The sequence below is a fragment of the Streptomyces sp. NPDC001728 genome (genome assembly GCF_040297565.1).
Classification (GTDB): Bacteria; Actinomycetota; Actinomycetes; order Streptomycetales; family Streptomycetaceae; genus Streptomyces.
The window spans coordinates 297,987-311,634 of the sequence record NZ_JBEOZK010000004.1 but is presented as its reverse complement, the minus strand read 5'-3'; the positions used below and the strand labels follow the sequence as shown (position 1 = coordinate 311,634).

The following is a 13,648-nucleotide window of genomic DNA, read 5'->3' as shown; positions in this document are numbered from 1 at the left end:
GTTCCACCGGGGCCGTGCCCGGAAGGCCCTGCCCGGCCCGATCGGCGGGGCGCCCGCCGGGCCCTGCCCGACGCGGCCCGGTCCTGTCGGGGGTCACCCGGTCGGACCTGTGGCGCTGGTCGGCCGCCGCGCGCGCGGGGAGGCTGGGGGTGCCGCGCCGATCCGGCCGGTCGAGCCAGGGCGTCAGCCCGAGGAGGACACGTGCAGCAGGACAAGCAGCCCGAGTACGGCCCGGTGGTCTTCCGTGACCGCACGGCGGGGTACGCCTTTCTGACCCGGTCCACCGCGACCAGCGAGCGGACCATCGACTGGGACGACGGCAACACGTACCCGGTGATCGACGTCGAGATCTCCTCCGAGAGCCACCCGTTCTACACGGGCAAGGCCCGGACGGTGGACTCGGAGGGCCGGATCGCGAAGTTCGAGCGGCGGTACGGCGAGGGCGAGGGTGCATCCGGGTCGAGCTGAGGAGCTCGGGGAAACTGGCCGGAAGGTGGCCAGTTCGCCTTCCAGGATGAGGTCACGAAGACGGCGGGGCGTTCGCGCTCCGCCGCGGACTCCCTGGAGGGAAGAACTGTGATCGTGGTGACCGGAGCGACCGGAAACGTCGGACGACCGCTGGTGGAGCTGCTGGCCGAGGCCGGCGAGGAGGTCACGGCGGTGAGCCGCCGGCCGGCCGAGGGGCTGCCCGCGGGGGTGGCGCACCGGCGGGGTGATCTGGCCGAGGTGGACGGTCTCGGCGGCCTCTTCGAAGGGGCGGAGGCGGTGTACCTGCTGGTCGCCGGCCTGGGGGACGAGCTGAGGCCGCGCGAGATCGTGGCGGCGGCGATGGCCGCCGGGGTGCGGCGGATCGTGCTCCAGTCCTCGCAGCTGGTGGGCACGCGGACGGACTCCGTGTCGCACGCGATTCTCCGTACGTTCGAGGAGGCGGTACGGGAGTCGGGGCTCGACTGGACGGTGTTGCGTCCTGGGGGTTTCGCGTCCAACGCGTTCTTCTGGGCCGATCAGGTGCGTGCCGGCCGTGCGGTGGCGGCGCCGTTCGCCGATGTGGCACTGCCACTGGTGGACCCGGCGGACATCGCGGGGGTCGCGGCGGAGGCACTGCGCGGTCCGGGGCACGCGGGGCGCACCTATGTGCTGACCGGCCCGGTGGCGGTGTCGCCTCGCGAGCAGGTGCGGGCGCTCGCGGGGGCGCTCGGTGAAGCGGTGGAGTTCGTGCCGCTCAGCGCGGCCGAGGCCAGGTCCCGGCTGACGCGGTTCCTGCCGGAGGACGCCGTCGACGGGATGCTGTCGGTCATGGGCGAGCCCCGTCCGGAGGAGCAGCGGGTGAGCCCGGACGTGGAGCGGGTGCTCGGGCGGGGTCCGAGTCCGTTCTCGGCGTGGGCGGAGCGGAACGCGCCCGCCTTCGCCTGAGAGCCTGCCCCGCAGCCGGCGGAGACGGGGACGCGTGTCGCACGGACGGCGTCCCCGCCCCGGCCGGGTGGGTTCGAGGGAGGGCGCGCGCGGCGCCCCCGCTCAGCTCCGGAAGGCGATCAGGCCTTCACGATGCCGGAGTCGGAGACCTTGATGGCCTTCTTGGTGGCGCCGGAGGAGGAGCCGAGGCCCTCGATCTTCGTGACCAGGTCCTGGCCCTCGACGACCTCGCCGAAGACGACGTGCTTGCCGTCGAGCCAGCTGGTGACGACCGTGGTGATGAAGAACTGCGAGCCGTTGCTGTTCGGGCCGGCGTTGGCCATCGAGAGCAGGAACGGGCGGTCGTGCTTCAGCTTGAAGTTCTCGTCCGCGAACTTCTCGCCGTAGATGCTCTTGCCGCCGGTGCCGTTGCCCCGGGTGAAGTCGCCGCCCTGCAGCATGAACTGCGGGATGACGCGGTGGAACGGGGAGCCGGCGTAGCCGAAGCCGTGCTCGCCGGTGGCGAGCTCACGGAAGTTCCGGGCCGTCTCGGGGACGACGTCGTCGAACAGCTTGAAGGTGATGCGGCCCGCGGGCTCGTCGTTGATGGTGATGTCGAAGTAAACGTTCTCGCTCATGGGGACATCCTGTCATTACTCGCCCACGGCGCGCGCACGGGCCGCCTCCTCCCGTGTCACGGCGCGCCGGTGCCCCGCGGCCCGTCGGGGGCGCGGGGCACCAGTGGCGGCACGGTCGCCGGTGTCAGAGCACTCCGCCGGTCCCCGGGTCCTGGAGGGCGCCCTCGGCGCCCTCGACGGTCTGGTGGAGCACCGGCCCGACGCCGTCCTCCTGGAGGAGGCCGGTGGCACCGCCCAGCGGGCTCTCCACGGCGTTCGCGTGCGGCGGCGGGGTGATGAGGGCGGTGACGACGCCTGCGGCGAGGGAGGCGATGGCGAGCATGCTGCGCTTCTTCATGACCGGGTCAACTGCTGAACGGCCGAGGAGTTACGGCCGTCTCCGGATCCAGACGAGGATCAGCACCGAGGCGACCGCCGCGAGGGCGCACCAGGTGGAGAGGAAGGCCGTGCGCCAGAGGAGGGCGCAGACGGCCGCCCCCACCCCGGTGACCAGCCCGAGGAGCCTCAGGAGCCGGTCGCGGGCGAGGAGGAGGGCGCCGACGGTGGCGAGGAGGTAGGCGGCGAGGAGGAGGGGCGCGTACGGCACGCCCACGGCGTAGCCGACGGTGCGGCCCCGGATCTCGGCATCGACGGTGCGGGTGGCGAGGGCGTACGCGAGGAGGCCGGCGGTCGCGGTTCCGGCGGCGAGCGGGACGAGCAGGCGCGGCCGGTCGGCGGGGCGGGCGGCGGTCAGGACGCCGAGCGGTACCCACAGGGGCAGCATCGGGAGGGCGATCACGGCCCAGGCGAGGGTGGCGGGTCCCGGTCCGCCGCCGGCGTGCCGGACGGCGGCCTCGACGACCTGGTGGACGCCGAGGAGCAGGGGCAGGGCGGCGAGCGGGGCGTCCCCGGGACGCCGTACGGAGGCGAGGGAGGCCACGCCGACGGCGCCGATGCCGAGGCCCGCCCAGAGGTCGACCGTCGCACTCCAGCACATAGCGCCCTTCTACCCCATATCGGATGGAACCGTAGGGTCGTGGGGGATGTCCCGGGGTCTCCGGGCCCGGGAGCGTCCGTACGGAGGAACAGTCCCCGGGCCCGCGCCTCCGGTGCTCAGTCCCCCTCGGGACCGCTCTCCAGGTACACCGGTGTGCCCGTCCTGCGGGCCCGGTCGATGCCCGCGAGCCGGGCGAACTCCCTCGGTTCCATCTCCCGCTGCCACTCGTGGAGGGTGCGCAGGCTGTACGCGCTGTGCTCCTCCGGGTCGAGCACGACGCCCGCGATCTGCTCGTCCGTCAGCTCACCGCCGTCGAAGACGAAACCGATGTGGTTGGCCGGCCACTCCTCACCTCGGTCGACGACGAAGTGGGTGCCGAGGAGGCGGGGTTCGCCGGTGAAGGTGATCCCGGTCTCCTCGTGGCACTCCCGTACGGCCGTCTCCCAGGGGGTCTCCCCCGGGTCCATGTTGCCGCCGGGCCACTGCCACAGCTCGGTGCGGTAGGTGGCACGCAGTTGGAAGGGGCGGCCTCCGGTATCGGTGAAGTAGAGGCAGGCGTAAGCCGTCGCTCTCGGCAGGGTCGCGACGTACTCGACGGTCGGCAGCCAGATGTTCGCCATGGGCGGCTCTCTTTCGACGGGCCGATGGGATCAGCACCCATCCAAGCGGTCGCGGGCCCGGCACCCGGCCGCTCGCGGGTGGATCACCGGATCGTGTGATCACCACCGCCTCTCGTGACCGTCCACCGCCGGCCGGAGGTCAGGCGGTGAAGACCAGCCCCGCCTCGTACGCCATGATCACCAGCTGCACCCGGTCACGGGCCTCCAGTTTGGCGAGGAGACGGGTCACATAGGTCTTCGCGGTGGCGACGCTGATGTGGAGTTCGGCGGCGACCTCCGTGTTGGAGAGGCCCCTTCCGACGAGCGTGAGGACCTCGCGCTCGCGGTCGGTGATGCCCCAGGTCCCGCGGCGTTGCGCGCCCGGGGCGGTCCGGGGGCGGCCGGTGAACTCCTTGATGAGGCGGCCGGTCACGCTGGGCGCGATGAGCGCGTCGCCGGAGGCGACGACGCGGACGGCGGCGAGTATGTCGTCCAGTGCCATGTCCTTGACGAGGAAGCCCGACGCGCCCGCGTGCAGCGCCCCGTACACGTGGTCGTCGTCGTCGAAGGTGGTGAGGACGACCACGCGGGCGCCGCTGGGGCCCCCGGTGATACGGCGGGTCGCCTCGATGCCGTCCGTGCCGGGCATCCGCAGGTCCATGACGACGACGTCGGCGCCGGTCTCCTCGGTGAGGCGCACGGCCTGGGCCCCGTCCGCCGCCTCGCCGACGACGACCAGGTCAGGGGTGTCGGTGATGACCATGCGCAGGGCCGTCCGCACCAGGGGCTGGTCGTCGGCGAGGACGACCCGGACGGGCCGTTCGGTGGTGGTCTCGCTCATCGGGTGGTGACTCCTGTGGGGAGGGGGATGCGGGCGGTGACGCGGAAGCCGCCGCCGGGGCGGGGGCCGGCGTCGAACTCTCCGTGCAGCAGGGTGACGCGCTCCCGCATGCCGACGAGACCGTAGCCCGCCCCGTCGGCCCCGGCGCGGGCGCCGACGGGCGCGGCGTCGCGCGCGGGACCCCGGTCCTCGACGCTGACGAGGAGGATGCCGGGGTCGCGCCGGTCGACGGTGACGGTGCAGGAGTCGGCGCCGGAGTGCCGTACCACGTTGGTGACGGACTCCTGGACGACGCGGAAGGCGGACAGGTCGACGTCCTGCGGCAGTGGCCGGGGCTCCCCCACCCGGCTGACGAGGACGCGGACCCCGGCGGACGCGGTGGTCTCGGCGAGCCGGTCGAGCGCGGTGAGGCCCGGCATCTCGGGCAGCCCGGCCTCGTCGGCGGCACGGGGTCCAGGGTCACCGGGCTCGTCGGTGCGCAGGGCGCCGAGCATCCTGCGCAGTCCGGCGAGCGTCTCGCGGCTCGCCGTCTCGATCTCGGTGAGGGCCTGGCGGGCCTGTGCGGGCTGGGTCTCGATGACCCGCCGGGCGGCACCGGCCTGGAGGGCCACGATGCCGATGCTGTGGGCGACCGTGTCGTGCATCTCGCGGGCGATGCGGAGCCGTTCCGAGGTGACGGCCTGTGCGGCGGTCTGGGCGCGGGTCCGTGCCGCGTAGGCCCGGCTCTGGCCTTCCGAGCGGCCGAGCAGCCAGGCGACGACGGCGGTGAGGGCGACGGCGAGGGTGCCGGTGGTGCCGACGGTCCAGCCGGCGAACAGCCGGGCCGCGAGGTAGCCGACGAGGAGACCGAGGGCGAGCAGGAGCGCCCGGCCGGCCTCACGGGGCGGGCGGGTGGCGGCGACGGTGTACAGCACGACGTCCACGGCGAGGTACTGCTCGAACGGGATGGCGGTGACGCCGAGCGGGGTGCTGCAGACCACCGCGGCCACCAGGAGGTACACGAGGGACGCGGTCGGACGGCGGGTCAGGAGCGCGCAGCCGCGCAGGGCGAGGGCGGTGGCGAGGAGCAGCATGGCGACGCCGTCCCAACGCGGGATGATCACGCCGGCCAGGACGTCCGCGGTCGCCTGACCGGGCAGCCGGAGGCGGAGGAGGAGGGTGAAGAGCATGCCCGCGAGCCAGGCGACGGCGGCCCACCCACCGGGGGTGACCCTTCTGAGGAACGGGACTGACGGGGTGGCGGACATGCGGTGATCGTAGGGGGCGGGGTGCGGGACGGGCATCGGACCGTGGGTGTACGACCCGGGGTGACAGGGCGGGCGCCGATTGTCGGCGCTGGTCCGATGTCAGGGACGGGGGCAGGGCGGCACGGTGGTGTGCATGATCGAAGTCAGGGAACTCACCAAGAAGTACGGCTCCGCGACCGCCGTGGACGCGCTCACCTTCACCGTCCGGCCGGGGCTGGTGACCGGTTTCCTCGGACCGAACGGTTCGGGCAAGAGCACCACGCTCCGCATGGTCCTCGGGCTGCACGCGCCGACCCGGGGATCGGTGACGGTCGACGGCCGGCCGTTCGCGGACCGGCCGAGGGGGCTCCGGCACGTCGGCGCGCTCCTCGACGCCGGGGACGCGCAGGCCGGGCGGACCGCGCGGGCCCATCTGGCGGTGCTCGCGCGGAGCAACCGCGTCCCGCTCGCCCGGGTCGACGCGGTCCTGGAGGAGGTCGGCCTCGCGGGGGTGGCCCGGCGCCGGATCGGGGGCTACTCGCTCGGGATGCGGCAGCGGCTCGGCATCGCGGGGGCGCTGCTCGGCGATCCGCCGGTGCTGCTGTTCGACGAGCCGCTCAACGGGCTCGACCCGGAGGGCGTGAAATGGGTGCGGGGGCTGTTCCGGCGGCTGGCCTCGGAGGGCCGGACGGTCTTCGTCTCCAGTCATCTGATGACCGAGATGGAGCACACGGCGGACGAGCTGGTCGTCATCGGCCGGGGTGCGCTGATCGCGGCGGAGAGCCTGTCGGAGTTCGCCGCGCGCGGGGCGCGGCCGAGCGTGACGGTGGGCGCCCCCGGCGTCGCGGCGCTGACGCCTTCGCTGCTGGCCGAGGGGGCGCGGGTGGTGACGGAGCGGGGCCGGCTGACGGTGACGGGGCTCTCGGCCGCCCGGATCGGCGAACTGGCCCTGGCGCACCGGGTGCCGCTCGACCAGCTCACCTCGCACACCGCCTCCCTGGAGGAGGCGTTCATGGAACTGACCGCCGACCGTGTCGACTACCTGGCTGGAGACGCCCGATGACCGATCTCGCCGTTCCCGTCGTGGAGCCCCGCGGCGCGGGCTCCCGTGTCGTGGAGCCCCCTGCCCGGTTCCGCGATCTGCTCGCGTCGGAGTGGCTGAGGCTGTGGTCGCTGCGGTCCACCGGCTGGTCGCTGCTGCTGAGCGCGCTGGCCGTGATCGCCTTCAACGTCGGCACCGCGTGGGACCACTACCGGTACTGGTGGCAGTTCGGGCCGAAGGGCCGTGCGGAGTTCGTGGCGAACGAGATGGCCCTGGGCGACGCGTTCACCGGGAACGCCTCGACGGTCCTGATCCTGTGCGCCGCCGCCATGGGCGCGGTGGCGGTGGTAGGCGAGTACGGCAGCGGCATGATCCGTACGAGCTTCGCGGCGGTGCCGGCACGGAGCGCGCTGATGTCGGCGAAGGTGCTGGTCGTCGCGGTGGTGCAGACCTTGTTCGGGGCCCTGGTCGCGGGCGCTTCGTTCTGGCTGTCGCAGGCCGTCCTGTCGGTGCGGGACGCGGGGCTGCCGATCACGCATCCGGGGGCGCTGCGGATCGTGGTGGCGTCGGCGCTGCTCGCGCCGGTGTGCGCGGTGACGGGGATGGCGCTCGGTGCGCTGCTGCGGCGCAGCGCGGTCTCGATCGTGGGGTCGGTGCTGCTGCTGCTGTTCGTGCCGATGGTGGTCAGCGAGCGGCGTCACCTGACGGCGGTGCTCGCGCACACGACACCGCTGAAGGCCTGGCAGCGGCTCGCGGCACCGGGGACGTTCGAGCAGCCGTACCCGTGGACGGCGGGGGGCGCGTGGCTGGTGTACGCGCTGTGGGCGGTCGGCGCGGCGGTGGTGACGGTGCTGGTGGTGCGGCGCCGGGACCAGTGAGCTCCGCTACTCGGCGGCCGGGCCGCTCCCGCCGAGCCGCCGCTCGATGAGGACCTCGTGGACGAGGCGCCCGGCCAGGGCGCCTCCGTACACGACGAAGCCGACGCCGACGAGCCAGGACTGGAGGACGAGCACGGTGCCGAACTGGCCGTACGTCACCGCGTTGGAGGCGATGAGGGGCGAGAAGACGAGCTGGGAGAAGATCCGCAGCCCCAGCAGTCCGAGTGCGGTGAGGACGGCTCCGGGAGCGAGGGCGCGCCAGCGGATGCGGCCGCAGAGCAGGAAGCGCTGCGACCACCAGAAGAAGACGAAGGTGCCGACCAGGTCGGCGAGGGCGACCAGGGCGGTGATCGCGGCCGGGGACTCGGCGGGTGCCGGGGTGGCGACGAAGAGGAGGAGGCAGGCGACGAGCACGGCGAGCCAGACGACGTGCCGCCACATGGTGTGCCAGCGGGCGGTGGGAAGGTCCCAGGCCCGCTCGTACCCGGTCTGTACGGCGGATCCGAAGGTGACGCCGAAGGCGGCGAGGGCGGCGAGACCGAAGGCGGTGGTGCGTTGCAGGGCCGCTCCCGGCTGGCCGAAGAGCCGCTCGATCTGCTCCTGCGAGACCTCCGAGACGCCGAGGCCCTGGACGAGCCAGCGGGCGAAGCCCTGGCCGCTGGCGAGGTCGGCCGCGGCGACCACGATGAGGAGCGGGACGAGGGTGAGCAGGCTGAGCGCGGCGAAGCCCATGGCGCGGTGCATGAGTTCCATGGCGCGGCCGCGGTTCCAGGCGAGCCCGAGGGGCGAGGCGCTGACGCGGGTGTACAGGCGCTGGAACCAGTGGCCGTTGTCGGTGGGGGCACCGTCGTGCGGCGGACCCGGTGTGGAGGGCATGCCTCGTTCGCTACCCGGCCGGGCGGCGGGACATCTCCCGGTGCGGCCGAACGGGTGCAGGACGGGCGTGCGTCAGGCGTCAGGCGTCGAGCGGGCGGGCGCCGGGGCCGGGGCGGACGGTGACGTCTCGGGCGGTGAGGGTGGCCCGTTCCTCGCCCTCGCACTGGACGACGACGCGGACGGCGGCGTCGCAGTCGGTGTGCCGGATGTCGAGGACGGGCCCGTCGGGCTCCCCGGCGTGGGTGTCGCCCCACTGCTTGAGGGCGAGCAGTACGGGCCAGAGGTCGATGCCCTTGGGGGTGAGCCGGTACTCGTACCGGGTGCGGGCGCCGGGTTCGCGGTAGGGCTCGGCGCACAGGACCTCCGCGGTGACGAGCTTGCGGAGCCGGTTCGTCCTGGAGCCGGGCGAGGAGCACTACAACCCCATCGGGAGCGTGCACGGCGGGGTGTACGCGACCCTGCTCGACTCGGCGACCGGCTGCGCGGTGCACTCCACGCTCCCGCAGGGGACGGCGTACACCTCGCTCGACCTGTCGACCCGTTTCCTTCGCCCGCTCACCACCGCCACCGGCAAGGTCCGTGCCATCGGCACGGTGATCTCGCGGGGCCGCAGGACCGCGCTGGCCGAGGCGGGGCTCTACGACGCGGAGGACCGCCTGCTCGGGCACGCGACGAGCACGTGCATGCTCTTCCCCGTCCCGGCGGAGAGTGCCGCCGGGGGCACGCGCGCGTAGCCAGGCACGGAGGGGAACCTGCGCACGCGCGCGTGGCCGTGCCTCGCCCGGGTACGCGCGCGTGGAGCCGGATGCCTGCGGGGGCTCCGGTCAGCGGTGTCCGGGGACCGGCCGGGTGCGGGTGCAGCCGTCCGGGGCGACGTCGGGGACGCCGTTGGCCTGGAGGGCGGCGCTCACCAGGGTGGCGAGCAGGTCGATGTCCGAGCCCATGTCCAGACGGACCGTCACCCATCCGGAACCGGCGCGGAGCCGTACCGCGCTCGACCCGAGGAGCGCGTGGCGCAGTTTGGCGACCATGGCGCGGGTGAGGTGGACGTCGGCCTCGTGCTCGCCGTGGAAATGCACGATCTCCTGCGTCGCGGTACCCAGTCCGAGCGCGGCGCCGCAATGGGCGCGGGCGGGGGTCAGCGAGGGCCAGCTCATCAGACGTTCACTGGCATGCCTGGCCGTGTTCATACGAGGAGCGTGACGGTCCCCGGGGCCGCGCACAAGCGTCCTGCGGGAAGAATCCCGCCCGGGCGGGAATCCCGTCGTACCCGGCGGCGGTGTGACCGTGCGTCACATCCGTCCGTGGGGCGGAAGTGACCCGTGTCACTGGGGTGCACGCGCGCGGATGCGGGCCGCGAGCACGGCCACGTCGTCCTCCGCCGTGTGGGCGTCCAGCCGCCGCAGGACCTCGTCGACGACGTCGCGCGGACCGGAACCGGCGGGGAGCCGGAGGGCGGCGAGTCGGGCGAGCGACACGTCGATGTCCTCGCCCCGGCGTTCGACGAGGCCGTCGGTGAAGATCAGCAGGGTCGCGCCGGGGGCGAGCGGGCGCGTCGTCGACTCGTACCCGCCGATGCCGGTGCCGAGGGGCGGGCCCACCGGGAGGTCGACGAGTTCGGCCGAGCCGTCCGCGCCGAACACGGCGGGCGGCAGGTGCCCGGCGTTCGCGAAGGTCGCCGCGCCGCGGGCCGGGTCGACCCGGACGAGCAGACAGGTGGCGGGACGGCGGGCGTCGTCCTCGGCTACCACCGAGTCCAGGTGGCGCAGCACCCGGTGCGGCGGCAGGTCGGTGGCGGCGACCTCGCGCAGGGCCGTGCGGTAGGCGTTCATGTCGACGGCGGCGTCCAGGCCGTGCCCCATCACGTCGCCGACGACGAGCAGGCTGCGGCCGAAGTGGAGCCGTACCGTCTCGAACCAGTCACCGCCCACGAGGGTGCGGTGCCCGGCGGGCAGGTAGCCGCCCGCGATCTCCAGGTTCGGGTGCGGCCGGCCGGGCTCGCCGACCAGGGCGCGCTGGAGGTGCAGCGCGGTGTCCTCGGTGGCCGCGAGCCGCCGCGCGTGCCCGAGGTGCCGGGCGGCGAGCCGGGCGGCGTGCCGGAGCAGCGCCACGTCGTCGGCGGAGAAGGGCCCGCCGGCGGTCCGTGCGACGGTGACGGTCCCGAGGGTCCCCTCGTCGTGCACGGCGAGGGGAACGGCGAGGCGGTGGGTCCCGGCGCCGGTCGAGGCGGGCGGGGCGGGGAGGACGGAGCCGGGCGGGGCGGAGCCGGGCGGGAGGGGGCCGGGCGGGGCGGGGCCGGGTCGGAGCGGGCCGTACCGGGCGGAGCCGGGCGGGAGGGGGCCGGGGGCGCCGGAGCCGTAAGGACCGGAACCGTGCGAGACGGAGCGGGGCGGGCCGGAGTCGTGCGGGCGCCGGTACCGCGTGACCGTCCCGGCCCTCGTCCGCGCGTCGTCCGGCTGTGGCCGCTGCGGCTGTTCTGCCGCCAGGTCGACCGTCACCGAGGCACTCACGTGCTCGGTGGCGAAGCGCACGAGTTCCCGGCACGTGGTCGTCTCGTCGAGCGTCGTGCCTATCTCGCCGGTCGCCTGCTCCATGGCCCGCACCCTGGTCACGAGCGCCCGGACCCGTTCCGTGTCCCGTTCCGCCACGACACCTCCACCGCCGCGCGGTCACCGGGTGTGGCGCACCCGGTCCCCCCATCGCACCAGCGGGTGGCGCCCCGCGCGGCACGGACCTTGCGCGGAGCGGTTGTGCGGCGGTGCGTGATCTGATCAAGTACGACCGAGGCTACTGGTCAGTACGCGATTTCGCTCCCCGGGGGGACAGCCCATGACGACCGGATTCTTCAGCTCCGTCGACGACGTCGCCGACAAGCTCGCCACGACCGGCTATCTGGCGTCGCCTGCCGTCGCCACCACCGTGTTCCTCGCCGACCGGCTCGGCAAGCCGCTGCTCGTCGAGGGTCCGGCCGGCGTCGGCAAGACGGAGCTGGCCAACGCGGTCACCGAGGTCACGGGCGCGCGCCTGGTCCGGTTGCAGTGCTACGAGGGCGTCGACGAGTCCCGCGCGCTGTACGAGTGGAACCACGCCAAGCAGCTGCTGCGGATCACGGCCGGCCGGGGCGAGTCCTGGGACGAGGCGCGGACGGACGTCTTCGGCGAGGAGTTCCTGCTCCCCCGGCCGCTGCTCACCGCGATCCGCTCGGACGAGCCGACGGTGCTCCTCATCGACGAGACCGACAAGGCCGACGTCGAGGTGGAGGGCCTCCTTCTCGAGGTCCTGAGCGACTTCCAGATCACCGTTCCCGAGCTGGGCACGATCACCGCCACACGGCGCCCGTTCACCGTGCTGACCTCGAACGCGAGCCGCGAGCTGTCCGAGGCCCTGCGCCGACGCTGTCTGTTCCTGCACATCGGTTTCCCCGAGGAGGGGCTGGAGCGCCGGATCGTCGGCCTCAAGGTCCCGGAGCTCGACGCCGCGCTCGCCGCGTCCGTGGTGCGGGTCGTGGGGGCGCTGCGCGCGATGGACCTGCGGAAGGTGCCGTCGGTCTCGGAGACCGTCGACTGGGCCCGTACCCTTCTCGCGCTCGGCGCGGACCGCCTGGACGAGCGGGTCGTACGGGAGACCCTGGGCGTCCTGCTGAAGCACCAGGAGGACATCGTGAAGGCCGCGGCCAAGCTCGACCTGGACGCGGTGTGAGCCCGGCGGACCCGTCCGCGGCTCCGGCGGACCCGTCCACCGCCTCCGCGGCCCATCGGCTGACCGGGCTGGTGGCGGCGCTCCGCGCGCACGGGTTCGGGATCGGCACGGGCGAGACCGTGGACGCCGGGCAGGCCCTCGAAGCGGTCGGTTTCACGGACCGGGAACGAGTGCGGGAGGCACTGGCGGCGACGCTGCTCCACGGGGAACGCCAGCGGGCGGTGTTCGACCAGGTCTTCGACCTGTACTTCCCGCTGGGGCACACCGGGACGGCGGGGTCGTACGAGAACACCCCGGCGGACCTCGCGGCGCTGCGCGAGCGGCTCACCGAGGCCCTCGGCGACGCCGACGGCGCCGCGCTCGACCGGCTGGCGGCCGAGGCGGTGAGCGGCTTCGGCGGCTTCGGATCGACGGCCGGTTCGGACGGCTGGTCCTCGTACCAGACGCTCGCGCGGGTGCGCCCCGAGACGCTGCTCGCCCGGGTGCGGGAGCGGGGCGGAGCGGTTCGCGGCGCGGAGGACCCCGAGTTCACCGAGCGCCTGCTCGACGACGACATCCGGCGCCGCATCGAGGCGTTCCGCGAGCGGGTGCGGACCGAGGCCCGGCGGCGCGTCGCCGAGCGGCAGGGCCGCGACCGGGTCGCCCGCCGCGCGGTGGCGGGCACGGCGGACGGTGTGGACTTCCTGCTCGCCGGGCGGGCGCAGCTGGACGAGTTGCGGCGCACGGTACGGCCGCTGGCGCGGAAGCTGGCCACCCGGCTCGCGGCCCGGCGGCGCAGGGCGGCGCGCGGGGAGATCGATCTGCGGCGGACGCTGCGGGCCTCGCTGTCGACCGGGGGCGTGCCGGTGCGTCCGGTGCTCCGGCGGCGGCGCCCCCGGCGGCCCGAGCTGGTGCTGTTGTGCGACGTGTCGGGGTCGGTGACGGGCTTCGCACAGTTCACGATGCTGCTGGTGCAGGCCTTGCACGACCAGTTCAGCCGGGTGCGGGTGTTCGCCTTCGTCAACCGGGTGGACGAGGTGACCGGGCTGATCGCGCGGGACGCGGCGGACCCTGCGGCGCTCGGCGACCGCATCCTCGCGGAGGCCGAGCTGACCGGGTGGCACGGGCAGAGCGACTACGGGACCGCTCTCGGGGAGTTTGCCGACCGGTACGCGGAGGCGATCGGTCCGCGCACGGTGGTCTTCGTCCTGGGGGACGCCCGTACCAACGGCTCCGACCCGAATCTGGCGGCATTGAAGCGGATCGCGGACCGCGCCCGCAGGGTCCACTGGCTCAACCCCGAGGAGCCCTCGCTGTGGGGCACGGGTGACTCGGTGGCCCCGGCGTACGCCGGTCTGGTCGAGATGCGCCCGTGCCGCAACGCCCGCCAGCTGGGGGCACTGATCGGCCGGCTGCTGCCGGTATGAGGCGGTGACCCCGGCCGCGCGGGCGACGGCGGCGGCGCGTACGCGCGGCGGAAGCCCCGCCTCCGCGAGAAAGCG

Annotated in this window: 15 protein-coding genes and 2 pseudogenes; 7 read left to right on the top strand and 10 right to left on the bottom strand. The window is 74.2% G+C overall.

What is annotated here, in order from left to right; all coding sequences use genetic code 11:
• Nucleotides 1-201 precede the first annotated feature (201 nt).
• Together ABT154_RS09315 and ABT154_RS09310 are read left to right on the top strand one after the other, a co-directional pair.
• The gene (locus ABT154_RS09315) at nucleotides 202-468 is read left to right on the top strand and encodes a type B 50S ribosomal protein L31 (protein WP_351854902.1); all 267 of its coding nucleotides are present in this window, start codon (nucleotides 202-204) and stop codon (nucleotides 466-468) included.
• A gap of 108 nt (nucleotides 469-576) precedes the next feature.
• Nucleotides 577-1,413, top strand: coding sequence for an SDR family oxidoreductase (locus ABT154_RS09310; protein ID WP_351854899.1), 837 nt, complete (start codon nucleotides 577-579; stop codon nucleotides 1,411-1,413).
• A gap of 119 nt (nucleotides 1,414-1,532) precedes the next feature.
• On the opposite strand, the gene ABT154_RS09305 is transcribed toward ABT154_RS09310, so the two are convergent.
• From ABT154_RS09305 to ABT154_RS09280, 6 genes are all read right to left on the bottom strand, one after another.
• A complete protein-coding gene (locus tag ABT154_RS09305; protein WP_351854896.1) occupies nucleotides 1,533-2,030 on the bottom strand; it encodes a peptidylprolyl isomerase in 498 nt (165 codons plus the stop codon).
• A 124-nt stretch (nucleotides 2,031-2,154) separates the two neighbouring features.
• A complete protein-coding gene (locus tag ABT154_RS09300) occupies nucleotides 2,155-2,367 on the bottom strand; it encodes a hypothetical protein (protein WP_351854893.1) in 213 nt (70 codons plus the stop codon).
• A 30-nt stretch (nucleotides 2,368-2,397) separates the two neighbouring features.
• The gene (locus tag ABT154_RS09295) at nucleotides 2,398-3,006 is read right to left on the bottom strand and encodes a DUF6629 family protein (protein WP_351854891.1); all 609 of its coding nucleotides are present in this window, start codon (nucleotides 3,004-3,006) and stop codon (nucleotides 2,398-2,400) included.
• A 116-nt stretch (nucleotides 3,007-3,122) separates the two neighbouring features.
• Nucleotides 3,123-3,626: an NUDIX domain-containing protein gene (locus ABT154_RS09290; protein WP_351854889.1), complete on the bottom strand. Its 504-nt coding sequence runs from the start codon at nucleotides 3,624-3,626 to the stop codon at nucleotides 3,123-3,125.
• A 139-nt stretch (nucleotides 3,627-3,765) separates the two neighbouring features.
• The gene (locus ABT154_RS09285; RefSeq protein ID WP_351854887.1) at nucleotides 3,766-4,446 is read right to left on the bottom strand and encodes a response regulator; all 681 of its coding nucleotides are present in this window, start codon (nucleotides 4,444-4,446) and stop codon (nucleotides 3,766-3,768) included.
• Nucleotides 4,443-5,693: a sensor histidine kinase gene (locus tag ABT154_RS09280; protein ID WP_351854885.1), complete on the bottom strand. Its 1,251-nt coding sequence runs from the start codon at nucleotides 5,691-5,693 to the stop codon at nucleotides 4,443-4,445. The genes ABT154_RS09285 and ABT154_RS09280 overlap by 4 nt, the downstream gene beginning before the upstream one ends.
• A 133-nt stretch (nucleotides 5,694-5,826) precedes the next feature.
• Between ABT154_RS09280 and ABT154_RS09275 the strand changes: the two genes are divergently transcribed.
• Nucleotides 5,827-6,735 carry an ABC transporter ATP-binding protein gene (locus tag ABT154_RS09275; protein WP_351854883.1) on the top strand — a complete coding sequence of 303 codons (909 nt, stop codon included), beginning with the start codon at nucleotides 5,827-5,829 and terminating at the stop codon, nucleotides 6,733-6,735.
• A complete protein-coding gene (locus ABT154_RS09270) occupies nucleotides 6,732-7,592 on the top strand; it encodes an ABC transporter permease (RefSeq protein WP_351854881.1) in 861 nt (286 codons plus the stop codon). Before ABT154_RS09275 ends, ABT154_RS09270 begins: the two co-directional genes overlap by 4 nt.
• 6 nt (nucleotides 7,593-7,598) lie before the next feature.
• Here the strand turns inward: ABT154_RS09270 and ABT154_RS09265 are convergent, their stop codons facing one another.
• On the bottom strand, nucleotides 7,599-8,468 hold the full coding sequence (locus tag ABT154_RS09265) for a YhjD/YihY/BrkB family envelope integrity protein (protein ID WP_351854879.1): 870 nt from the start codon (nucleotides 8,466-8,468) through the stop codon (nucleotides 7,599-7,601).
• Between the two features lie 79 nt (nucleotides 8,469-8,547).
• A pseudogene (locus tag ABT154_RS09260) lies at nucleotides 8,548-8,862 on the bottom strand (winged helix-turn-helix transcriptional regulator); the annotation flags it as partial.
• Here ABT154_RS09260 and ABT154_RS09255 point away from each other — a divergent pair.
• Nucleotides 8,849-9,202: pseudogene (locus tag ABT154_RS09255) on the top strand (PaaI family thioesterase); the annotation flags it as partial. The pseudogenes ABT154_RS09260 and ABT154_RS09255 overlap by 14 nt on opposite strands.
• Nucleotides 9,203-9,292: 90 nt before the next feature.
• Here ABT154_RS09255 and ABT154_RS09250 read toward each other — a convergent pair.
• Both ABT154_RS09250 and ABT154_RS09245 read right to left on the bottom strand, forming a co-directional pair.
• Entirely contained in the window at nucleotides 9,293-9,658 is a 366-nt protein-coding gene (locus ABT154_RS09250; RefSeq protein ID WP_242427196.1) for a luciferase domain-containing protein, read from the bottom strand.
• Between the two features lie 135 nt (nucleotides 9,659-9,793).
• Entirely contained in the window at nucleotides 9,794-11,062 is a 1,269-nt protein-coding gene (locus tag ABT154_RS09245; protein ID WP_351855096.1) for a PP2C family protein-serine/threonine phosphatase, read from the bottom strand.
• 235 nt (nucleotides 11,063-11,297) lie between these two features.
• Between ABT154_RS09245 and ABT154_RS09240 the strand changes: the two genes are divergently transcribed.
• Nucleotides 11,298-12,167, top strand: a complete 870-nt coding sequence (locus ABT154_RS09240) for an AAA family ATPase (protein WP_351854876.1) — start codon at nucleotides 11,298-11,300, stop codon at nucleotides 12,165-12,167.
• The gene (locus ABT154_RS09235; protein ID WP_351854873.1) at nucleotides 12,164-13,573 is read left to right on the top strand and encodes a VWA domain-containing protein; all 1,410 of its coding nucleotides are present in this window, start codon (nucleotides 12,164-12,166) and stop codon (nucleotides 13,571-13,573) included. Before ABT154_RS09240 ends, ABT154_RS09235 begins: the two co-directional genes overlap by 4 nt.
• Nucleotides 13,574-13,648: the final 75 nt, after the last annotated feature.